Source organism: Accumulibacter sp. (genome assembly GCF_029255125.1).
GTDB lineage: Bacteria > Pseudomonadota > Gammaproteobacteria > Burkholderiales > Rhodocyclaceae > Accumulibacter.
In genome coordinates this window covers 236234-259663 of sequence record NZ_JAPUVR010000100.1, presented here as the reverse complement: position 1 = coordinate 259663, position 23430 = coordinate 236234, and the positions used below count along the sequence as shown (strand labels likewise).

11 protein-coding genes are annotated in these 23430 nt (G+C 65.0%); all 11 read left to right on the top strand.

Going from position 1 to position 23430, the window contains the following annotated elements; translation table 11 throughout:
- Positions 1–6 precede the first annotated feature (6 nt).
- On the top strand, positions 7–411 hold the full coding sequence (locus Q1L59_RS09500; protein ID WP_300331363.1) for a PepSY domain-containing protein: 405 nt from the start codon (positions 7–9) through the stop codon (positions 409–411).
- Between the two features lie 18 nt (positions 412–429).
- Positions 430–1752, top strand: a complete 1323-nt coding sequence (locus tag Q1L59_RS09495) for a ferric reductase-like transmembrane domain-containing protein (RefSeq protein ID WP_300331361.1) — start codon at positions 430–432, stop codon at positions 1750–1752.
- A gap of 608 nt (positions 1753–2360) precedes the next feature.
- Positions 2361–2675, top strand: a complete 315-nt coding sequence (locus Q1L59_RS09490) for a hypothetical protein (protein WP_300331358.1) — start codon at positions 2361–2363, stop codon at positions 2673–2675.
- A gap of 394 nt (positions 2676–3069) precedes the next feature.
- Positions 3070–4776 carry an SH3 domain-containing protein gene (locus Q1L59_RS09485; protein WP_300331355.1) on the top strand — a complete coding sequence of 569 codons (1707 nt, stop codon included), beginning with the start codon at positions 3070–3072 and terminating at the stop codon, positions 4774–4776.
- An 858-nt stretch (positions 4777–5634) separates the two neighbouring features.
- Positions 5635–8538 carry a DEAD/DEAH box helicase gene (locus Q1L59_RS09480; protein ID WP_300331351.1) on the top strand — a complete coding sequence of 968 codons (2904 nt, stop codon included), beginning with the start codon at positions 5635–5637 and terminating at the stop codon, positions 8536–8538.
- Positions 8535–13439 carry a class I SAM-dependent DNA methyltransferase gene (locus tag Q1L59_RS09475; RefSeq protein ID WP_300331348.1) on the top strand — a complete coding sequence of 1635 codons (4905 nt, stop codon included), beginning with the start codon at positions 8535–8537 and terminating at the stop codon, positions 13437–13439. The genes Q1L59_RS09480 and Q1L59_RS09475 overlap by 4 nt, the downstream gene beginning before the upstream one ends.
- 58 nt (positions 13440–13497) lie before the next feature.
- Complete coding sequence (locus tag Q1L59_RS09470; RefSeq protein WP_300331345.1) at positions 13498–13905, top strand: type II toxin-antitoxin system RelE/ParE family toxin; 408 nt, start codon at positions 13498–13500, stop codon at positions 13903–13905.
- Positions 13887–14300 carry a helix-turn-helix transcriptional regulator gene (locus tag Q1L59_RS09465; RefSeq protein WP_300331344.1) on the top strand — a complete coding sequence of 138 codons (414 nt, stop codon included), beginning with the start codon at positions 13887–13889 and terminating at the stop codon, positions 14298–14300. The genes Q1L59_RS09470 and Q1L59_RS09465 overlap by 19 nt, the downstream gene beginning before the upstream one ends.
- A complete protein-coding gene (locus Q1L59_RS09460; protein WP_300331342.1) occupies positions 14278–14703 on the top strand; it encodes a hypothetical protein in 426 nt (141 codons plus the stop codon). Before Q1L59_RS09465 ends, Q1L59_RS09460 begins: the two co-directional genes overlap by 23 nt.
- 9 nt (positions 14704–14712) lie before the next feature.
- Entirely contained in the window at positions 14713–21231 is a 6519-nt protein-coding gene (locus Q1L59_RS09455) for a DEAD/DEAH box helicase (RefSeq protein ID WP_300331340.1), read from the top strand.
- Positions 21197–23308: a UvrD-helicase domain-containing protein gene (locus Q1L59_RS09450; RefSeq protein ID WP_300331338.1), complete on the top strand. Its 2112-nt coding sequence runs from the start codon at positions 21197–21199 to the stop codon at positions 23306–23308. The genes Q1L59_RS09455 and Q1L59_RS09450 overlap by 35 nt, the downstream gene beginning before the upstream one ends.
- The last annotated feature ends 122 nt before the right edge of the window (positions 23309–23430 follow it).

Genomic DNA, 23430 nt, shown 5'->3' with positions numbered 1-23430 from the left:
TTCACCATGCGACCATCAGCCATCACTGCACTGCTTGCCACTGCTTTCTTCTCCATTTCGAGCCATTCCCAGGATGTGCGCACTGCCAATACCGACAAGGCGAGATGGCTGTCGATTACCGAGGTGCACGCCAGATTGGAATCTGCCGGCTATCGGAATATCGAGAAGATCGAACGTGAAAGCGGCAGCTATGAGGTCAAGGCCACCGACCAGGCGGGCCGGCGGATCAAGCTGTATGTGCATCCGCAAACGGGCGATGTCATCGACCAGCGGCAGCGTGACGCCAAGCATATCAAATACGACGGTGGCCATGCCAGTAGCAGACAGCGCAATTCCACTGAGTGCAACGAACGACGCTGCCGAGACGACTTGCCCCAAACGGAAGCCATTCAACCTGCCTCCGGAAAATGACCCATCAGGAGTCCAGACATGAAAATCTTGCTCGGTTCTCTACTCGCCATCGTCACGCTGGCCTGGGGAGTGGACGTACTTGCCACGGGTGGTAGCAGTCGTGGCGCGCTGCCATGGGTAATCCGGCAGGAAGCGCTCTATCTGAGTGGTCTGCTGTCGATCGCTTTGATGTCGCTGACGATGTTCTTGTCCACACGTCCCGCCTGGCTCGAAACCCCGCTAGGCGGCATGGATCGAGTCTATCGGACGCATAAATGGTCCGGCATTCTCGCGGTGAGCTTTGCCGTCGTGCATTGGCTGGTCGAGGAAGTCGTCGGAGACATTCTCAAGGCGATGGTCGGACGCGAAGGCCGCATACCCAAGGAGCAATTTACCGGCTTCCTGGAAGTGATGCGCGACCTGGCGAAGGACATCGGGGAGTGGGCGTTCTATCTCGTGCTGGCAATGCTGGTCATCACCTTATGGAAGCGCTTTCCCTATAAGACCTGGCGGGTAGTGCATCAGGCCATGCCGGTGCTTTATCTGATGCTGGCGCTTCATGCCGCCATGCTCGCGCCGACTGATTACTGGACCCAACCAGTCGGCATTCTCATCGCTTTGCTTGGCGTTGGTGGGATCTATGGCGCTCTCTGCTCGCTGCTCGGTCGCATCGGGAGAGTGCGCCGCGCTAGCGGAACCGTGACAGCCATCGACCCAGCTTCCCCGGATGTGCTTACCGTCAGTTGCCAGCTCGACAAAAAATGGTCTGGCCATCGCCCTGGTCAGTTTGCATTCATTACCTTCGATGAGAAAGAGGGGGCGCACCCATTCACAATCGCCACTTCCGATCGCGGTGATCGAAGGATGAGTTTCCAGATCAAGGCGCTCGGTGATTACACCCGAACCCTGGGCAAGCGACTGGAGGTCGGTCAAGCCATAAGGGTCGAAGGGCCTTATGGACGCTTCGACATGGCCCGTCATGATTCGGGCGCCAAACAAATCTGGATTGCCGGCGGGATCGGAGTAACGCCCTTCCTCGCCTGGCTGGATGCCTTGCAACAGACGTCGAGCCCAGTTTCCGCAGATCTCCACTACTGCACCCGTGATCGAAGCAATGATCCGTTTATCGGCCGTCTGGAGACAGCTTGCGCCGCGTTACCTGGCATCGGGCTGCACATTCATGGCGCCCACCAGGGTGAAATATTGACCGCTGCCGATGTGGCCCCTGCGCAGGCTGGCTCGTGCCGATCCGAGATCTGGTATTGCGGGCCGCAAGGCTTGGCCGAAAAGCTCAAGCTTGCACTCGGGCGTAGCGGACACCGTCGGTTCAGATTCCACCAGGAAGCTTTCGAAATGCGGTGAGACAAAAGGGGGCCTCCGCACGCGGAAGTCACATGTGTGCGAGGCCGAGAATCCGGAGCCGAACGTCGTCGTCCCAAGTGTTACGTTCCGCCCTGTTCAAGACTCTTCGTCCCGACCTATTCGAGGCGAAACAAGTGGCGAAAAGCGCATTTGCTTGTCAAGGCGAATGCGGCAATATTGCCGCATTCGGCCTGCCGGCGCAGCGTATGAAGCACTGGGGCGGGGTCAAGGGTTCGCTTTGCCGGGCTTCGCCCGCCCTTGACCCCGCCCCAGTGCTTCTTGAATACCCCGAGACGAAACACCCCTGTTTCCCCTCAAACAGCGACGGTCATTACAGGGCCGAGCGCAACATCGGTGGTTCACCCCAGATCCGGAAACACACGCTTTAAAGACATGCTTCAAAACCGTATTCACGCGTGGGACAAGGCCGTGCGGATTGTGCGCCTCCGCCGCACCACCGTCTTGTACGCCCGGTCGATCACCGGAAAGACGGAGAGCGCCCGGAGACCACGCTTCAGCGCTCGTTCTGCCGTGTGCTGCGGTCGCCAGCGGTGAAAACGGCGTGTTCCTGGTCGGCGACACCCCAGAAAAGGATCTATCGTCACCGAGTGCTACTCACCCGACCGGGTATCGAGATACGCGGGCGCAGCCGCCACGTGCGGGTGAAGCACCGGACGACGGACGAAATCCAGCCTTGGGCTGTCGCCCAGTTGGCGGGTTGCGCTTTTGATGGCCTGGACGGCGAGCTGGATACGCTCTATCGCTATCGCTCGCTGACTCACGGCGCCCAGCCGGACGCGTTAGCGCTGCTCGACGCAAGGTCCGAGGCAACTCCTCTGGCGGCGCTGATTCGCGAATTCCGGGCAGATCCCGTGCAGCCTTTGGCTCAGCAAGAGTCACCGAGAATGGCCGCCGAAAAGTAAATCAGAGTGCGCGACAACACAGGTTCGGCGAGAACGTCAATCCATAGAATAAATGGAACAGGAACGCCTACCCTCGCGGCTTCCTGGCCCGCGCGAACAGTCTCGATCTGGAATCGCTTCCTCGGGAAATATGGCCCGGCGAGGGGGGTCATGACCATGTTGGCGTACCGGTTGGCGGTTACGAATATGGCATAAGGATACTTTTTTTCAGTTCGGCGCTTGTTCCGCCAGATGCGCGCGCCAGGAGGAAAAGAGAACGACATGAGCCCGCGACTGTCGTGCCTGCTGCCTGTGGCGGAGCGGCAAGCCGGCGGAGCGATCGCCCAACGCAAAGATCCGCTAAATTGATATATTGCGTCAGCTTTGTAGCAGAGCAAGACCTTCAGGAGTGAACATGAAAAGATCAGATCTTGTCGCCGCTGCCGCCCTCATCTTTCCTGTCCTGCCATCGCTGGCCAATCAGGCGGGGTCTTCTGCTCAGTCTTCTCTTTGGGTGCGGGTAGACGATCTACGCGTGCGAGCGGGGCCGGGCCCGGAGCAAAGGGTTCTGGGAAAGCTATCCCGCGGCACGGAAGTGATCCTCAAGATGGCGCCTCGCGAAGGATTCTGTTACATCGAAGGCGACGGACAATATGGCTATGTGGCTTGTCAGCACCTGAGCACCGATCGTGTTGCGCGCCCGAAGGCCGGTGCGGATGGGGCCGATGCCGCGCAACGCTGGGTGAGCGGAAATGCGGTGACTCTACGCGAGGCACCGCGGCAGGACGCCCCCATCCTTGATCGGTTGGGGCTGAACGCGATCGTCAAGCTCTCGCGCGAAGCCCCGGGGAGTGGCTACTGCGAAGTCCAACCGGCAAATGGCCCGAGCGGTTACGTCGCTTGCCGTTATCTGGCACCGACTCCGGTGGTTCTGGCGCATGTCCGCGGCTACCGAAGAAGTGGGGAAGCGCCGCCATCTGGTGACGATATCGAGCGCGCGTTTTGGCTGGAGCCCAGTTGGGACGCCTTGCAGCAGTATGCCGAGCACCTGAACATTCTGCCGCGGGGGTCTTGGCCGCGTAACGAGGTGCTGGAACGTATGAAGGCCCACCTGGCGCTGGGGATCAATGGCCGCAAGCCGGAGCCCTACGCGGCCTGGTCATCGCTCAAGCGTCAGGCAGCGCAAGATCTGAATTTGAGCGGAGAAGCGCGACGCTTGCGGGCAACTGGGAAGAATGTGCCGAAGGAAATTTCCCAGCGAGAATGGCGGACCGAGAGCGCTGCCACGAATCTACAAACAGCGATCGGTCTTTGGGGGCCACTGCACGACGCAATTACTGCCGATGGTGGCGCAGCACGCGTCGTTCGTCTCATTCGCGAGCTGGATTTTCCCATTGTGCGCCCGTCGTTGTTCCGCAACGAAGCAGAACTTGCGCCCCCCAACGCTACCGCCGAGCAGGCCAGCGGCAGATTTGGCATCGTTTTCCGGCAATTGGTCACTCCGCGCCCGACTCCCAAAGCTGGCGATGAGGATGGCAGTACACCGGGGCTATACGACATCTTGAGGCACACTCAGGTCCTCGTACGGCCACTACAGCGCGTGCAGTTATTTCGAGACGGTCGACTGCGGGTAGAAAAAAGCTTTATTCGCAAAACCCGAACCCTGTGGCATGACATCGATGAACCCCATTGCTCTGACTGGATTGCGGGGTTTGAATTCGGTGACGCCGATCCCGGCGTCTGGCGCTATTTGCGCGTCGATGTCAACGAAGAATACCGCGCTGACCACCAGCGAAAAAGTCGAAAACGCAATCCCGCGGGAAGCCTTTTTGCCTTTTATACGGACATCGAATTGCCAACCGGCCCGGCCATTCTCAACGAGGTCCCGATCAAGCTGAAACGCGATGACACGGGCTTTGTGCGCGGCTCCTATTTGAACTACGATCTGGATAGGGACGGGATTCCCGATATTTCCGTATGGGAAGGGGAAGGAAATGGGCCAGGGCATCTCGTCGGACCAACCAAAACAGACGATCGCTGGTACCGTCTTGTACTCGCCAACATCAACGGCGCTTGGAAGGTGCTCGGTCACGATACGTTCAGCTATGGCTGTGGATGCTGAGAGTATCGGAACCCGCCTCCGGTCCTGTGCTCTGCCAGAGCTCCCTGCGCCAGGAGATTCCGCAAGGCGGCCAGCGGCTCGTGGCTTGCCGCATCGCTCCACCGCATGCTTCGGGCGATGATGCCGTCGTGAATACCGCTCCAGCCGTCGGCGCTGGCCGGGAAGAGATCTGTTACGCCTGCCTCGCTCAGCGGCGACGACGGACAGTCGACGATGCGGAATCCTTGCTGAGGCACTGGTTCTGCCGGCCGACTACGGCGCTCGACTTCCCTTGCGTCACGGCGCGGAGTCGCTCGGGACGACGAGTCCCTGCGTGCGGCGGAGCGTAACCGCCACGCCATGAGCGACCCCAGCCGAGCGGCGCACGGCAGTCGGTACGCGCCGGCCCGTGCGAGATGCGCCTGACGCGGCTGATCGGCGAGATCGGAAACCCGCGCGAGGTTTTGGCTTGGCGTCGAGGCTTGCCGTCGCCGCCGCGCAGCGCCTTCGCCGGCGACGCGGCATATGTGCTTGCCCAATCGACGACAACGCCGTCTACAATGCGATTCATCCGTTCGCCTTTCGGTAGAAAGCGTGGCGCGTCGCCCGCGCGGCAGCGGGAGCGCGTGAATCGGGCGCCGCGCCACGCCACGCTGCAGGCGTTGCTCGAAGACGCGCGTCTGTGTGCGATCGGTCCGCTCGCCTGGGTGAACGACACGCGGGAGAGGCTGCCTACCTGGCGAGCACCCGGCCGGACGAGCCCTGGTCGCGCAGGACGCTGGCGCAGCCTGCGGCGCTCGCGCGGGGGCGCAAGCGCTGCGGTGTAGGTTTGCACAAGCAAGTCTGCATCATTTCTCCAAGCAGGAGACCCTTGAATCGATGACGACTGCCGAATCCCTTCCTCCACCCGGCGCCCGCGTCCTGGTGCGCGATGAGGAGTGGCTGGTGCGCAATACCGACCAGTGCACTGCCGGTGGCCATCAGGTGCGTTGCATCGGCGTATCGGAGCTGGTGCGCAATCGGGAGGCCGTTTTTCTGACTCTGCTCGATCGCATCGAGACCATCGACCCGCGCGAAACCGAGCTGGTGGCTGATCCATCGCCGGGTTTCACGGCTTCGCTGCTTTATCTGGAAGCGCGCTTACGGCAGACCGTGCCCGCCACCGACGAGCTGGTGCTCGGGCATCGGGCGGTGATGGACGCGCTGCCGTTTCAACTTGATCCGGCGCATCGCGTTCTCCAGCAGTTGCGCCCGCGTCTGCTGATCGCCGACACCGTCGGCCTGGGCAAGACGCTGGAAGCCGGCATCCTGACCGCGGAGCTGATCCGGCGCGGCAAGGGACGGCGCATCCTGGTGGTGACCACGCGCGCGATGATGCGGCAGTTCCAGCAGGAGTTCTGGAGCCGTTTCGCCATCTCGCTGACGCGGCTGGATGCGGACGGCATCCAGCGTATCCGGCGGCGCATTCCTGCCAACCACAACCCCTTCCAATATCTGGACCGAACGATCATTTCGGTCGACACGCTGAAGCGCGACGGAGAGTACCGGCACCATCTGGAAAACGCCTGGTGGGACATCATCATCATCGACGAAGCGCACAACGTGAGCTTCAAGGGCAATCGCACGCAGAGCAACCGCCTGGCCGACCTGCTCGCGCGACGATCGGACGCGTTGCTGCTGCTCACCGCGACGCCGCACAACGGCAAGCGCGAAAGCTTCGCCAGCCTGGTGCGCATGCTCGATCCAACGGTCTTGCCGGCGGGGGCTGACTACACCCGACACGATGTCGAGCATCTGTTCGTGCGTCGCTTCAAGCGCGATGTCCGCGAGCAGATTCGCCGCGAATTCCCCGAGCGGGAGGTCTGCAAGTTTGCCGCGCAGGCGACGCCGGCTGAGAACGCCGCCTTCGACGCGCTGCGCTTGCTCCGACTCAAGTCCGACGAAGGAGCACGTGAAGGCAGCATGCTGTTTCGCACCACCCTGGAGAAATCCCTCTTCTCGTCGCCGGCAGCGTGTCTCGATACCCTGGACGAGCGCTTGCGACGCACGCGCGGCAAGGACGCCGCGCACCCCGATCTGGCGCCACTGCAAGCGCTGCGCGCGGCGGTGGCCGCCATCGGTCCCGAGCAGTTTTCCAAGTTCAACGAGCTTGTTCGGCAACTGCGCGGCGCGACGGCAGCGGCTGAGCATCGCTGGCGATGGGATGGCAAGACCGCCGACGATCGCCTGGTGGTATTCACCGAACGCCTCGAAACGCTGAACTTCCTGCATCAACACCTGCCCCGCGCACTCGGCCTGCCGGCGAGTGCGGTCGCCATCCTGCACGGCCAGTTGGCGGACGGCGACCTGCAGAAGATTGTCGAGGATTTTGGCAAGACCCTGTCACCGCTGCGCCTGCTGATCGCCTCGGATGTCGCCTCCGAAGGACTCAATCTGCATTACTGCGCGCATCGCCTGGTGCATTTCGACATTCCCTGGTCGCTGATGGTTTTCCAGCAGCGCAACGGCCGTGTCGACCGCTACGGGCAGACCCGGACGCCGCGCCTGGCCTACTGCATGACCGAAGCGGCGGACGAGAAGATCCGCGGCGACCTGCGCATCCTCGAGATCCTGATCGACAAGGACGCCGAGGCAGCGCGCAACATCGGCGACCCCTCCAGCTTCATGGGCCTTTACGACGAAGATCTCGAGGTCGAGAAGGTCGCCGAAACGATCGAGCAAGCGACGCGCCCGGAGGCTTTCTCGGCCTGGCTGGACGGCACCGGCAAGAACGGTTTCGCGTTGCTGGACGAACTTTTCGAGCAAGCGCCGCCGATTGACGCGACGACCGCCGAGCCTGCGCACGCCGCCGACCGGTCGGCGGCCCCGGTCGGCAGCCTGCCATCCCTGTTCGCCGATGACTTCGCCTACGCCCGCGCCGGCCTGGAGTGCTTGCACCGACTGAATCCGCGTGAACAGGCATTGCCCCGCTGCGACGAGGCGAAGCGTTCGCTCGCCCTGCAGCCGAATGCCGATCTGGCGATGCTGCTCGAGCGCGAGCTGGCGCCGGAGATGTGGCCGAGCGACAACGTCTTCGCCCTGTCGTCGGCCAGGGAAGAAATCGATCGTGCCCTCCGGCACGCGCGCGACACGCAGGAATGGCCGGCCATCCAGTATCTCTGGCCGATTCATCCGCTCCTGCAGTGGCTCGACTACAAGATGCTCGCGCTCTTCGGGCGCCAGAAGGCGCCGGTGCTCAAAGTGGCGCGCGGATTGGCCGCTGGCGAAGCGATCGTCCTCGTCACCGGGCAGATTCCGAACCGGCGCGGCCAGTCGGTCCTCGCCGAATGGCTAGGCGTGCATCTCGATGCCGATGGCGCCGCCATCGCGACCTTGTCGCTGGACGACGTCCTGGCGCGCACCGGTCTCGGCCGCAGCGAGCTGATCAACGATGGCGTGCCGATCGCCGTCCCCGATTGGCAGCGCCGCCTTGCGCCGGCGCTGGACGAAGCGGCCAAGGTCCTGCGGGAAAAGAAACGCGCCTTCGATGCCGCGCACGGCGCAAGGCTGAGCAGCGAGCTGGACCGCCTGCGCACATTGCGCCAGCGCCATCTCACCCAGATCGAGTTCGATTTTGCCCAGACGCCAGGTGGCCTGGCACAAAGCCACAGAATGAAACGCGCAGCCCATACCGACGACCTCTTCGCGCAGTATCAGGAATGGGCCCGACAGACGCTGAAGCTTGATGAGCGCGCGCAGTTCACCGTGCTGGCACTGCTCGTCGCGGGAGGATCGGCGCCATGAGTTTCACCGCCCCGGGACTGGAAAACGTCAACGAGTTCTACAGCCAGCACTACCTCGACGAGATCGTCGAACGCGATCTGAAGGCGCTCTTCGAGCGCTGGCATGCGGAAGGCGCAGCCAGCCCGCCCGGGCGTTTGCGTGCGGCGATTGCCGGCTATTACCGGCAGCACGAGAAATTCCTGCGCGAGAAATCCCTGCCCGGTCGCGTCGCCCGTTTGAATGATCTGGTCGAGCCGATCCTGAGCGCGCTCGGCTACGCCCTCGCCCCCGAAACTCTGGCGCTCGACGAACTGGCGATACCCGCGCTGGCGATCGTGCGCAACGCGCGGAGCAGCCCGGAACTGGTCGTCCTGCCGGCGCTCGCCGCGCCTGGCGATGAAGAACACGCGGCCCTGAACCTTGCCCCCAGGCTGCTCGACGGTGCTTGTGAGCTCTTGCCCAAGGCGGGCCCAAGCTGGGAAGAGGCGCTGGTCAAGCAAGTGTTCGCCGACAGCCGGCCAGCGCGCTGGGTTCTGTTGGTGCACCACGAACAGTGGTTGCTGATCGACCGCGACAAGTGGGGCCGCAAGGCGCACCTGCGCTTCACGCTGCCGGAACTGTTCGCCACGCGCGACGACAAGCTCCTGCGCGCGTTTGCCGCGCTCGCCGGGCGCGCATCGGTGCTGCCCGCTGACGGGATCGCGCTGCTCGACAGCTTGACCGACCGTTCGCACCGCCACGCCTTCGAAGTCTCCGGCGACCTGAAGTACGCGCTGCGCGAAGCGATCGAGCTGATCGCCAACGAAGCCATCCGCCACAAGCGCGAGGTTGCCAAGGAGAAGGTGTTCGAGCGCAACGACATCGACCTCGCGCAGCAACTCTCGCGCGAGTGCCTGCGCTTCATGTATCGCCTGCTCTTCGTCTTCTATCTCGAAGCGCGTCCCGAGCTCGGCTACGCCCCGGTCGCTGCCGACGCCTACCGCCAGGGCTACAGCCTGGAGCACCTGCGCGATCTCGAGCAGGTTCCGCTCTCGACACCTGCAGCGCTCGACGGCAGCTACCTGCACGAAAGTCTCAAGCTGCTCTTCAAGCTGATCTGGGAAGGCTTCCCGGCGGCAAGCGAGGAATCTCAGCAGGCGCTGCCCGCCGGCATGTCCGACAACACGGGTTTTCTGCTGCCGCCGCTGCAAGGTCACCTGTTCGATCCCGAGGCGACACCGATCCTGAACTCGGTGCGCCTGCGCAACCGCGTGCTGCAACGGGTGATCAGGCTGATGTCGCTCTCGCGCGAGGGCGGCAAGCGGCGCGGCAGGATCAGCTACGGCACCCTGGGAATCAACCAGTTGGGCGCCGTTTACGAGGCGCTGCTCTCCTTCCGCGGCTTCTTTGCCGAAACCGACCTGTACGAAGTCCGGCCCGATCCGGATCGCAGGCAGGACAAGAGCGAAGCGCAGGGCGACGACGAAGAGGACGACCGGGGAGACGACGCGGCGCAGATCGACGACAGCGACGCGTTCGCCGACGAAGGCGACGACACGCCGTTCGTGCGCGACAAGGCGAAGAAGGAAGCCTGCAACCCGCTCGATCCGGCCTGGTTCGTTCCGGCTGCCGACATCGCGCAGTACACCCCGGCGGAAACGCTGTTCGGCGGCGAGCCGCGCAGGTACGGCAAGGGCACTTTCCTCTATCGTCTGGCCGGGCGCGAACGCGAGAAAAGCGCCTCCTACTACACCCCGGAAGTGCTCACGCGCTGCCTGGTCGAGCATGCCGTGCACGCGCTGCTTGCACACTGCGCCAGCGCCGACGACATCCTGCGCCTGACCGTCTGTGAGCCGGCGATGGGCAGCGCCGCTTTCCTCAACGAAGCGATCGACCAGTTGGCCGAAGCCTACCTGCGGCGCAAGGAAAAGGAGGTCGGCGAGACCATTGCGCACGACCGGCGCGCCGAGGAAAAGCAGCGCGTGAAGATGTACATCGCCGACAACAACGTCTTCGGCGTCGACCTCAACCCGGTGGCGGTCGAACTGGCCGAAGTGTCGCTGTGGCTCAACGCCATCTTCAAGGGCGCGCACGTTCCCTGGTTCGGCCTGCAGCTCTTCAACGGCAATTCGCTCGTCGGCTGCCGGCGCGAGGTGTTCACCACGGCCCAGCTTTCGCCGGGCAAGGGCGAAGGCGGCCGGCCCGAGCGCGACTGGCGCGCTGCCGTGCCCAGTCGTCTCGCCAGCGCCGACGCTCGCCGGGCTGGCCAGATCTGGCATTTCCTCTTGCCGGCCGACGGCATGGTCAGCGTCAGCGACAAGGTCGTCAGGGCGCTCGAGCCGCAACGCTTCGAGCGCATCCGCACCTGGCGCAAGGCATTCATCAGGCCGCTGGAACGTGCGGAAATCGTCCGCGCCGAAGCGCTGGCCGAGGGCGTCGAAGCGCTCTGGCAACTGCACGCGGCAGAACTGGCGCGCGTGCGCCGCGCCACCGCCGACGAACTGCACGTCTGGCCCGATCCGGCGGCCAACCGCGCGCCGACGTCGACCCGGGAGAAGGACGCCATCTACGCCCGCGAAATGCTCTCGGAGCGGGTACGCAACGCCTCGCCGTATCGCCGGCTGAAGCTGGTGATGGATTACTGGTGCGCGCTGTGGTTCTGGCCGGTGACCGGCGCGGAAGACCTGCCGACGCGCGAGGAATGGTGGTTCGACCTGGAAACGCTGGTGCTCGGCAACGCCCGCCTGCCGTGCACGAACCCGACCGATCTTTTTCCTGAAACCCTGCCGCAACTGACGCTCGACTTCACCGTCGAGCGCGACCGGCACGGCTACGTCAATCTCGATGTTCTGCTGGAAACCAACCCGCGCCTGAAGCGCGCCGCCACCATCGCCGGAACGCAACGCTTCTTCCACTGGGAACTGGAGTTCGCCGACCTGTTCCAGGAGCGCGCCGGCTTCGACCTGATTCTCGGCAACCCGCCGTGGATCAAGGTCGAGTGGAACGAGAAAGCCTTGCTCGCCGAATATTCGCCCTTGGTCGCGCTGCGCAGACTCTCGGCCAAGGAAGCCGCCGACCGGCGCGAAGCGGTTTTTGCTGCGGCAGCAGCGGCGCGGCAGAACTACATCGACGAATGCGCCGGGCAGGAGGGCATGCAGGCGTTCATGAACGCGACGCAGAATTACCCGCTGCTCAAAGGTTCGCAAACCAACCTGTTCAAGTGCTTCCTGCCGGTAGCCTGGCGGCTGGGTAATCCGGCGCACGGCATTCAGGCCCTGCTCCACCCCGAAGGCATCTACGACGACCCCAAGGGCGCCGTCCTGCGGGCACCGACTTTTGCCCGGCTGCGCGCGCACTATCAGTTCGTCAATGAGTTGATGCTGTTTCCCGAGGTCGATCACCACACCAAGTTCAGCATCAACGTCTATGGACCGCCGCAGTCGCCGCGGTTCCGGCACATGGCCAACCTGTTCGATCCGGCGACGATTCGCGCCAGCCTCGAACACCCGGGCGGAGGAACGACGCCGGGAATCAAGTCGGACGCCGGGCGCTGGCAGACTGCCGGCCACAGGAACCGCATCATCGAGGTCGACCGCGCGACGCTGGCGACTTTCGCCAGGCTGTACGACGAACGCGGCACACCGCCCGAGCAGGCGCGCCTGCCGGCAGTGCATTCGCGCGAACTGGTCTCGGTGCTGGAAAAGTTCGCCCAGGTGCCGCGTCGACTCGGCGACCTGGCTGGCGAGTACTTCACGCTGGAGATGTGGCACGAAACCGGCGCCCAGCGCGACGGAACGATCCGCCGCGAAACCGGCTTCGTCAGCGACCCCGGCGAACTGGTGCTGTCCGGCCCGCATTTCTTCGTCGGCAACCCGCTCAACAAGACGCCGCGCGCGGTGTGCACGCAGAACAGCCATTACGATGTACTCGATCTGCAAGCGTTGCCGGACGACTACCTGCCGCGCAGCAACTATTGCCGGGCGTGCGATACCGCGACGTACGCTGCGCGGATTCCGCGCGTGCCGTGGATAGATGAGGGAGCGATTGAAGGGAAGCCGGTGACGGCGTTCGTGCGGGTGAGTGCACGGCGCGGAGCGCATGCTGGCAACGAGCGTTCGGTTCTGCCGGCGATTCTGCCCCCAGGGCCAGCGCACATTGATGGTGTCTTCAGCACCGCTTTGAAAGATCAGCGATTGCCTTCGGTAACCGTCGGACATTGGGCATCTTTGCCATTCGATTTCCTCGTTCGCGTTTCCGGGAAAAACGATTTTCGTGATGGCACGGCGCGCTTGCTGCCAGTCCTTGAACCTTCCCCGCGCGTCGAGCTACGCACCCTTGCCCTCAACTGCCTCACCACCCACTACGCCGACCTCTGGCGCGAATGCTGGCAGGACGACTTCCGCGACGACCGTTTCGCCAGCAGCGATCCTCGCCTGCCGGCCGATTTCTTCGCCCGGCTCACCCCGGAATGGCAGCGCCACTGCGCTCTGCGCAGCGACTACGCGCGCCGGCAGGCGCTGGTGGAAATCGACGTGCTCGCCTCGCTGGCGCTCGGCCTGACGCTCGACGAGCTGCTGACGCTCTACCGCGTGCAGTTCCCGGTGATGCGTCAGTACGAGGCCGACACCTGGTACGACGCGCACGGGCGCATCGTGTTCACGGCCAGCAAGGGGCTGGTCGGCGTCGGCCTGCCGCGCAAGGCGGGCAAGCGCGACGCCCCCTGCGAGATCGTCTACCCGGACGGCAAGAGCCAATCGCGCGCGCTCGGCTGGGAAGATGCGCGCACGCTCCCGCTCGGCACCCGCATCCGCCGCCCGCTGCGCGACGACACGCTGCCCGGCGGCCCGGTGCAGCGTACGCTCGAGTACGTGGCGCCGTTTGCGCTGGCCGACCGCGAAGCGGACTACCGGCTGGCGTGGGCGCACTTTTCCGAAAGTTCATGAACGTATGCGCAAAACTCTGCGGAACATGCTGACCATCTATTAATCTATAGGTTAAGATTTGAGACTCGTCGCTCTCGGTGAAAAGCGTTTCAAGGTGGCTGCCGTCGTGGAGGGCGATGAAGTGCCGGTCTTGCGCTTCCTTCAGGATGCCCCGTCCGACATGCAGGGCAGCGCGCGCGGCATGCCGGCGCTGTTCGACCGGTATGCGACGGAGGGAAGGCGATTGTTGAGTACCGAGGTGTTCCACGAGGCAAACAAGGAACAGGGCATCTGGGAGTTCATCAAGGGACGCTTGCGGGTGTTCTGCTTCGTGGATACGGATGGCACTCTGCTGGTGCTGACCCATGGCGCAGTGAAGAAATCGAGAAAGGCGGACCCGATGGAGATCGCCCGGGCAGTACGGATCAAGGATGCCTTCCTTGTGGCAAGGCGGCAGGGAACGCTGCAATGGGAGCCGACGAAATGAGTGGCGTACAGGAACAACTGAACTGGCTGGCCGAAGTCGAGAGATCGCCGGAATACGCGGCGGAGCAGGCCAAGATGGATTTCGCCGTCGGGATCGAACGGCGCATGGAGCAACTGGGCATCAAACGCAGCGAACTTGCCCGCCGGCTTGGTACCAGCGCGGCCGCGGTAAGCGTGGCGTTGCGCGGGGATGCGAACCTGACGATCGAACGCATGGCGCGGATGGCGCACGCGCTGGATGCGCGGGTGAGCGTGCATGTCGCCGCCAGGTCGAGCAGTGTGCGCTGGCTGGAGATGCACGACGGCGTGCCCCGCGAGCAGATCAACAATGGCAAGACCTGGGCGCAGGCACAGAGAGGTGGAAAGCGTGGAAATGCCATTCCCATTGCGGCTTGAGGAGTTGTTTTTTCCGATCCAGGAAGTACGTGCCAATGCCGAGCACGACCCTCAGGGCGAGCGATCGGGCACCAACCTGAAGCAATCCTTCAACATTCAGGCAATCGATGGACCGCCGGGGACGTTTGGCGTCGACCTGGTTGTCGAGTGCGACCGCGAGGCGAGCGTCAATCCGCCCTATTTCTTTCAGTTGCAGGTCTACGCGATCATGCGCCTGGAGGCTGCGCTCGATCCGGCCGTCGCGCATGCCCTGGTGGCGTCTACCGGGTTTTCCGTGGTCATCGGCGCCGCGCGCGAACGCCTGCTCGAGCTGACCTCGCGTGCGCCCTGGGGGCGCTTCATGATGGGAATTTCGCAACTGCTTGCGCAGCCCGTCGCCGAGGCGGGCGGCAGCACGCATTGACCGTACCTGATGCTACCGCTGACTGTCGCCAATGAGGTCCGCCGCAGCGTCGCCGATTTCCTGAGCAGCGCGTTCCCATCGACGACGCCGGGTTTTCAGACGCTGATCGAGCGCTTCCTCGAGCAACCCGGCAGCCTGTTTCGCGGGCCCTATCTGTCGCTCGCGCTGCCCTTTCGCAGCGGCGCGCCGGACCAATCCTTCTCCTGGTTGCCGGCCACGTTCACGCCGCATGCGCATCAGTCGCGCGCCTGGCAGCGACTGACCGGCGACGACGCACGCTCGACGCTGGTGGCCACCGGCACCGGCTCGGGCAAGACCGAGTGTTTTCTGTATCCGATCCTCGATCATTGTCGCGCGCAGGCCGCCCTCGGCCGCCGGGGGGTGAAGGCGATCCTCCTCTACCCGATGAACGCGCTCGCCAGCGACCAGGCCAGGCGCATCGCCAAGGAGATTCTTGGCCGTCCGGAGCTGGCGGGAATCCGCGCCGGGCTGTACGTCGGCGACGCGGCGGACGAGGAAGCCGACGCGGTGAAGCAACTGGCAGATGGGTCGTATTCAGTGATCACCCAGCGCGCGGAAATACGCAAGCGTCCGCCGGACATCCTGCTGACCAACTACAAGATGCTCGACTTCCTGCTCATTCGCGCCGATGACGCGCGACTGTGGGCCGACAACCGTCCCGACACGCTGCGCTATCTGGTGGTCGATGAACTGCATACCTTCGATGGCGCACAGGGCACCGATCTCGCCTGCCTGATCCGGCGCGTCAAGGCGCGTCTGGAAACGCCGCCCGGGCAACTCGTCTGTGTCGGCACGTCGGCCACGCTGGGTGATGATGGCGAGCGTTCGCTGCTCGACTTCGCCGGCGACGTGTTCGGCGAGAAGGTCGACGCCGACGCGGTAATTGGTGAAGACCGTTTGTCGGTCGGCGAGTACCTGGCCGAATGCACGGTCGAACACATGCAATGGCCGCGCCCGGCCGACGTCGACCGACTCGACGGCAGTCGGGCAAGGTCGGTCGCCGCGTATCTGGCCGATCAGTATTCGCTCTGGTTCGACGAGACGGTGAGCCCCGACGAGGTTGAACGTCTCGACTGGCGAGTCGCGCTCGGCGAACGCCTGCAGTCGCACGTGGCGTTCCAGAATCTCTTGCGTGATATGGACAAGCTCGGCCGGCGCGCCGTGCCGCTCGATGACCTGCTGTCGCGCGTGGGTCGTCGCCTGCGCGCCGAGGAACAGACGGTTTATCTGGCGCGCTGGCTGGAGAGCCTGGTGGCGCTGATCGCCCACGCCCGCCGCAAGAAAGTACCCGGCAAGCCGGCGATCGAAGGCGAAGACGATCTGTTGCCGCTGCTCGCGCTACGCGTCGAACTCTGGTTGCGCGAACTGCGGCGCATGGTGGCCAAGGTGTCTGGCGAAGCCGTGCTGCGCCATCAGGCCGACCTCGGGCGTGCCGACCACGGCCTGCACCTGCCGGTGATCCATTGCCGCGATTGCCATGCGATGGGCTGGGGGGCGACGATCGCCCGGACCAGCCCGAATCAGTTGCACGCCGACCTGCCAAGCTTCTACACCGCGTTCTTCGCCGAAGACGTGTCGACGCGCTTCGTCTTCCCCGCCGGCGCGGCGCAGCTCGACCGGCGCGTTTTCGAGCCGAAGAAGCTGTGCGTCGCTTGCGGCAGCCTGCATGCGCTCGAGCACACCCGGTGCAACCATTGCGGCGCCGGTGCGGACGCTACGCCGGAGTTGCTGCGCGTCGATCTGGCGGCCAATCGCAAGGTCGTGCGGCGCAACGGCAGCCCGCTCAGCGTTGCACATCACCATTGCCCATTTTGCGGCGGGCACAAGACGCTGACCATTCTCGGCTCGCAGGCGGCCAGTCTGGCCAGCGTGTCGATCAGCCAGTTGTTCGGCAGCCGGTTCAATGCCGACAAGAAGCTGATTGCTTTCTCCGACTCGGTGCAGGACGCCGCGCACCGTGCCGGCTTCCTCGCTGCGCGCACCTGGCGCCTCAATCTGCGGCCCGCTCTGGCGCAGGTGATCGCTGCCGCCGACGCCGCGGGCCAGCCACTGACGCTGGCTGCGCTGTATCCCGCGTTTGCCCGGCACTGGCAGGAGCGCCTGGGGCTTGCCGGTTTCGTGGCGAACTTCCTGCCGCCGCAATTGAACTGGCTGCGCGATGCGGAAACGCTGTTCGCGACCGGCGAGCTGCCGGCGGACAGTGACGTGCCGCGCTTGATGGCCAACGTGCTGCCCTGGGTGGTGCTGGCCGAGTTTGGCCAGGATGCGCATGTCGGACGTACGCTGCCGGCCACCTTGACCGCCAGCGTGCAGGTGGACGACGACCTGTGCGAACAGGCGACGGCGGCACTTGCCGCCCGCCTGGGCGAGGAAATCGAAATACTGGCCGATGCGCCTGCGCATCAGGTGCGGCGATTCATCGTCGGCCTGCTCGCGCGCCTGCAGGAAATCGGCGCCTGGTGGGACAAGGGGCTGGTGTTCTACGCCAGGCAGGGCGCACGGCCGTTCGCCTATAAGAAGAACCCCGCCGAGTATCGCCTGCTCTCCGGGCCGCGACCGCCGCGCTTCCTGACCGTGCCGGAATACTTCAATTGCGACAGCGTGCTCGCCGATACGACGGGGGTCCATCGCGACTGGGCCTGCAAGAGTTTCCCGGCCCTGGCCTCGCTGGCGCTGGGCGCCGACGCCGTGATCGCGGAAGTCTATCGTCTGGCGCTGCAGGTTCTGCAGCAAGCGGGAATTGCCCGCGCCGAAGAGGGCGAGAAGGGGGTCGCCGTCTGGGGATTGGTCCCGGATGTCTTTCTTCTGCGCACAGGTGGCACGCGCTGGCAGTGCAACGCCTGTCGCCAGTCGCTGCAGGCGGCCAGCGCGCTCGATCTGGCCGGCGAGCCTTGTCGACGCCTGCGCTGCACGGGCCGGCTCGAAGCGACGGGCGATCCGGCAAGCGAAGAAGCGCCGCCAGCTTGCGTATCCGCCAGCGACGGCGGGCCGGACGCCGCGCAGCGCCGGGGCAGGCAGGGCGGCTTCCATCGGCGCCTGTACCTGTCGGCCGAGGTGCAGCGCATTTTCGCGCGCGAACATACGGGGATGCTCGCGCGCGCGACGCGCGAGGGAATCGAGCGGGTGTTCATGAGCCGGGAAGCCCGACCGGGGAAGGTCAATCTCTTGTCCGCGACGCCGACGCTCGAGATGGGGATAGACATCGGCGACCTGTCGGCAACGCTGCTCTGCTCGGTGCCGCCGGCGCAGGCGAACTACCTTCAGCGCGCGGGTCGCGCCGGACGGGCAACGGGCAACGCTTTCCTGCTGACCTTGGCGACGGCGCGCCCGCACGACCTCTATTTCTGGGCGTCGCCGCGCGAGATGGTGGCCGGCAACGTCGCCGCGCCGGGCGTCTTCCTGAACGCCTCGGCGGTCCTCGAAAGGCAACTGACCGCCTTCACGCTCGACGCCTGGGTGCGCGCCAGCGGCGCCAAGGCGCGCATCCCGGCGACCATCCGGCCTGTCCTGGGAGCCGTGCTGAAGTCGAATCTGGCGCATTTTCCCTATCCCTGGCTCGATTTTGTCGAGCACCACCGCGCTTCCCTGCTCGATCGCTTCCTGCGCATGTTCGCGCACGGCGCCAGCACGCTGACCGCCGCGACGCGTGCCTGGCTGACCCGGTTCGTCGAGGGCGACGCGGGCACCGAGGGAAGCTTCGCGTGGAAGATCGTGAGCCACCTGCGTTCCATCGGCGAAGACGTCGAGGAGTTGCGCCGGCGCCGCGAGCGGGTCGACGGCGAAGTCAAGAAGATCGACGGCAAGCCGCTGAAGGGCGAGAGCGACGAAGACGAAATGGCGGAACTGCGCCAGGAGAGCGCGGCGCTCGGCAAGCTGATTGCGGCGATTCACGAGCGGGCGACGCTCAACGTTCTCACCGACGAGGGGCTGTTGCCGAACTACGCGTTCCCGGAACAGGGCGTGCTGCTGCAGTCGGTGATCCTGCGCCAACGCAAGCCTGGGACGACGGTCACGGCGGCCGACCCGCGGCCCGCGCTGACGCTGGAATACGAGCGACCGGGTGCGGCGGCGATCGTCGAGCTGGCGCCGGGCAGCGTGTTCTACGCCGAGAACCGCAAGGTCAGCATCGAGCAGGTCGACGTTTCCAGGGACCGCCCGAGCAAGTGGCGTTTCTGCCGTCAGTGCTCGTATGCGGAAGCCGACGGTCGGGCAACGAAGCGCGACGCCTGCCCGCGTTGCGGCGACCCCGGATGGAGCGACATCGGACGCGTGCGCGACATGCTGCGGCTGACCAAGGTGTATGCGCGCACGGCGGAACATCTGGCGAGTATCGCCGACGATACGGATGAGCGTGAGCGCCGCTTCTTTGTTCGTCAGGCCCTGGTCGATAGCCCGCCGGACGCCGTACGCCAGGCGTTTGCCATCGCGCGCAGCGAGTTTCCTTTCGCCTTCGAGTTCCTCAACCGCGTGTCCTTCCGCGAGATCAACTTCGGCGAGCGCCAGCCCGATGGCGCGCCGATGACGATTGCCGGCAGCGAACAGCCGCGCCCGGGTTTTGCCGTCTGCCCCGATTGCGGCACCCTGCAGCGGCGCCGGCGGGCGGGCGAGGAGTTCCGCAATCATGCGCCTTACTGCCCGCGGCGCCGCGACGAACAGGCGATCACGCAGCGCTGCGTTTTCCTGTACCGCGAATTCGACAGCGAGGGCATTCGCCTCTTCCTTCCCGAAGCAAGCTTCGGCGGCGCCGACGAGCGCCTGCAGTCGTTCGTTGCCGCTTTGCGCCTCGGCCTGTCACGGCGCTTCCGCGGCGCGGTCGACCACCTGCGCATTGCGCTGGATATTCGTCTGGCCAGCGGAGAGGAATCGCCGCGCCAGTATCTGGTGATCTACGACAGCGTGCCGGGCGGCACCGGCTACCTCAAGGAACTGATGCGCGACGAGCATCCGCTGTTCGAGGTGTTCGCCGCCGCGCTCACGGCGATGGACGAGTGCGAGTGCAACCACGATCCGGAGAAGGATGGCTGCTACCGCTGCCTCTATGCGTACCGCAACAGCCACGATCGCGAGCGCATTTCGCGGCGCATGGCGCAGAAGCTGCTGCGCGAGATCCTGGATCATCGCGCTCAACTGGCACCGCTGGACAGCCTGGCGCAGCTCAAGCCAGCCAACCCGCTGTTCGATAGCGCGCTCGAGGCGCGTTTTCTCGAAGCGCTGCGCCGCCCGGGGGCCGACCCGCTCGATCGCTGGCGGGTGACCGATGTCCTGGTCAAGGGCAAACCGGGATACCAGGTATCGTGCGCGAGTTCCGGCGGACGGCGCTGGCGGCTCGAACCGCAGGTCGAACTCGGGCCCGGCGATGGCGTGGTGATTCCTTCGCAACCGGATTTCGTCTTCTGGCCGGACGACGACCGCGGCGATTGCCCGGTGGCGGTCTTTCTCGACGGCTGGCAGTTTCATCGCGAGACGATCGAGCAGGATCTGGCGAAACGCATGGCGATCGCCAAGAGCGGCCGTTTCTCGGTGTGGACGCTGACCTGGGCGGATGTCGAACAGTGGCTGAAGCAGAGCAGCGAGCCGGCCGCTTCGCCCTGGCCCGCCTGCCTGTCGTCGACGCGGGATGTGGTCGGCGATCTGTACCGGAGGCTCGGCCTGGCGCACATGCTCGGGCTGCGCGCGCTGCCGACGATGGCGCAGTTGCGCACCCGCCTGTGCACGCTCGATCACGAAATGATGCGGCGGCACGCGTCGATTCTCGCTCTCGGCATTCTGCTGCCCGATGGCGATCCGGCGACGGCAGTCGCCCTCGAGGGCTCGGCGCTCGGCCGGCAGTTGCTCGAAGCCGGGCTGATCGCTCTGCCCGCCGATGCTGATCGGCGAATTGGCGGCCGGCAACTGGCTGAGGGAATGATCCGGCTGGCGACCGGGATTGCAGCCTCGCAGGTCGCCGGCTTGCTCGCCGGCCAGTTCAGTCGCGACACCGAGCCGGGCGGACTGCTGGCCTGGCAACCATCCGAGAATACGCCGGAGAAGGAACTGCAGAAGGGATGGCACGCGCTATGGCAGGTCGTCAATCTGCTCTCCCCTCTGTCGCGCTTCTGGGCGGGCAGCGAAAACGCGGGGGCGTGGACTTCGTTGCGCGATGCGCCGCTGGTGCACTGCGCGGCTCGGGGCATGGATCCCGTCTGGATCGAGCTTGCCGATTACGCCGCACGCGAAGTTCAGGGATGGCTCGAAACGCTGGCCGCGCAAGGGCTTGAAGCGCCCGTCGCGGGCTACGAGTTGCTCGACGAAAAAGGCCGCGTCGTCGCCGAAGCTGAATTGGCGTGGGTCCGCCGAAAAGTCGCCGTGCTGCTCGGCGACGAGTCGGAGTCGCTGGCATCGTTCAGCAAGCACGCTTGGCGATGTTTCGTAGCGACCGGCGGCGAGATTGATCCCGCGCTGTTGATGGTCTTACAGGCCGAGGAGAATTCTGATGCATCCGCCACCCAAGATTGCCTTGTCCGATGATTTCCTGAAGTCGTTTGCGGCGATTCCGCGCGACCGGCAACAGGCCGTCTTGAAGTTCGTTGCCCAGTTCCGCCAGAACCCGCGCGCGACCGGCATCAATTACGAAACCATCCGCGAGGCCACAGATCCCAACATGCGCTCGGTGCGCATCGATCAGGCCGTGCGCGGGATCGTCCTCAAGCCGCTTACCGGTGACGTCTATTGCCTGCTCTGGGTGGACCGGCATGACGACGCCTACCGCTGGGCGCGAACGCATCGGGTAGACATCCACCCCGACCTGGGCAGCATCCAGGTGTATGCGGTAGAAGAGCACGCTGCGCACTCCCCAGACGCCGCTGCGGCCTCGACCGACCGGGCAGAGACGGCACAGAGCGGACTGTTCGCGCGCCTCGGAGAGCGCGAAATCCGCCGTATGGGCGTTCCCGAAGGTGCGCTGGCGCGCGTGCGCCAGATCGTCAGCGACGAGCAACTCGAAGAGCTGCAGCCGCACCTGCCGGACGACGCGTTTGAGGCTCTCTACCTCTACGCCGCCGGCGAAAGCTACGAGAAGATCATTGCCGAGCGCGAAGTTTCGCCGGCAAGCGTCGATACCTCGGACTTCGCCACGGCGCTGGAGCACGATGCCAGCCGCCGGCACTTTCTCGTCCTCACCGACGACAGCGACGTGGACGCCTTGCTCGCCGCCCCGCTCGAACGCTGGCGCGTCTTTCTCCACCCCAGTCAGCGCCGCCTGGTGGCGCGCGCGTGGAGCGGTCCGGTGCGTGTATTGGGCGGAGCCGGAACGGGCAAGACCGTCGTGGCGATGCACCGGGCCGCCTGGCTCGCGCGCAGGTTTGCCGACGTTCCCGGCAAGCCGGTACTCTTCACCACCTTCACGCGTACCTTGGCAGATGACATTCGCTCGCATCTGGCCGTGCTGTGCACCCCGGCGGAAATGGAGCGCATTGCCGTCACCAACATCGATCAATGGGCGCTCGGCCTGCTGCGCCGCTTCGGCTATCAGCATGAGTTGCTCTACGACGAAGCGCGTCGCCGAGAGTACTGGCGCCTGGCGCTGACACGCGCACCGGCAGGAAACACTTTCCCGCTCGCCTTTTTCCGCGCCGAGTACGAGCGCGTCATTCTTCCGCAAGCTTGCGAAATCGCTGACGACTATCTGCGCGCCAGTCGGCTGGGGCGCGGCGGGCAGCTCGGCCGCGTGCACCGCAAGGCGCTCTGGCCCGTCTTCGCCGAGTATCGCGCGCAACTGCACGGTGCCAACCTGCGCGAACCCGAGGAAGCTTTCCGGGACGCGCGCGCCCTCCTGCTCAGCCAGAAGGAATCGCTCGGCCTGCGCGCGATCATCGTCGATGAAGCGCAGGACATGAGTGCGGCAGCGCTTGCTCTGCTGCGTGCCGCGGTCGCCAGCGGTGACAACGACCTCTTCCTGGTCGGCGACGCGCATCAACGGATCTATCGTCACCGCGTGGTCCTCAGCCGGCTGGGGATCGACATCCGCGGGCGCAGCCACCGCTTGCGGGTGAACTACCGGACGACGGACGAAATCCGACGTTGGGCTGTTGCCCAGTTGGCGGGTTGCGCCGTGGATGACCTCGACGGCGAGCTGGATACGCTCAAGGGCTATCGCTCGCTGACGCACGGCACGCAGCCGGACGAGGTTGCGCTGCCCGACGCCAGGTCAGAAGCCACTCGTCTGGTGGCACTGATTCGCGAATTCCAGGCGGATGCCGTGCAGCCGAGCGACATCTGCCTGGTCTGCCGGACGAACGAGGAGGTCGATCATTACCAGGCTGTCTTGCACGCTGCCGGCATCGCAACGCTGCGACTCGAGCGCAACACGGCGGACGATCGACGCCTCGCCGGCGTCCGCCTGGCAACGATGCACCGCGTCAAGGGGCTCGAGTTCGAGGTGGTGATTGTCGCTGGCTACCGAACGCCGGCGTACTACGCCGAAGAGTTCGCGCGTGAAGAAGACGCCGGAGTGATCGAGGACACGCTGCTCAGCGAACGTTGTCTGCTCCATGTTTCGGCGACGCGTGCCAAGCGCCATTTGGTGATCCTGCGCCGGACACAATGAGCGCGGCAGACCCGGGCTGCGCGTGAGCGGCGAGCCGCCGCAACATCGGTCGTCAGCGCGGCAGGGTCGGGTCGGCAGGATTCTCCGGTTGGAGCAGCGCCGCTTTCCCGCTTCCTGCCGCC

Coding starts and splice junctions, on each gene's coding strand:
- Q1L59_RS09455 (WP_300331340.1), top strand. CDS start 14,713: ATGCTACCGCTGACTGTCGCCAATGAGGTCCGCCGCAGCGTCGCCGAT.
- Q1L59_RS09475 (WP_300331348.1), top strand. CDS start 8,535: ATGAGTTTCACCGCCCCGGGACTGGAAAACGTCAACGAGTTCTACAGC.
- Q1L59_RS09450 (WP_300331338.1), top strand. CDS start 21,197: ATGCATCCGCCACCCAAGATTGCCTTGTCCGATGATTTCCTGAAGTCG.
- Q1L59_RS09465 (WP_300331344.1), top strand. CDS start 13,887: ATGGGAGCCGACGAAATGAGTGGCGTACAGGAACAACTGAACTGGCTG.
- Q1L59_RS09500 (WP_300331363.1), top strand. CDS start 7: ATGCGACCATCAGCCATCACTGCACTGCTTGCCACTGCTTTCTTCTCC.
- Q1L59_RS09485 (WP_300331355.1), top strand. CDS start 3,070: ATGAAAAGATCAGATCTTGTCGCCGCTGCCGCCCTCATCTTTCCTGTC.
- Q1L59_RS09480 (WP_300331351.1), top strand. CDS start 5,635: ATGACGACTGCCGAATCCCTTCCTCCACCCGGCGCCCGCGTCCTGGTG.
- Q1L59_RS09460 (WP_300331342.1), top strand. CDS start 14,278: ATGCCATTCCCATTGCGGCTTGAGGAGTTGTTTTTTCCGATCCAGGAA.
- Q1L59_RS09495 (WP_300331361.1), top strand. CDS start 430: ATGAAAATCTTGCTCGGTTCTCTACTCGCCATCGTCACGCTGGCCTGG.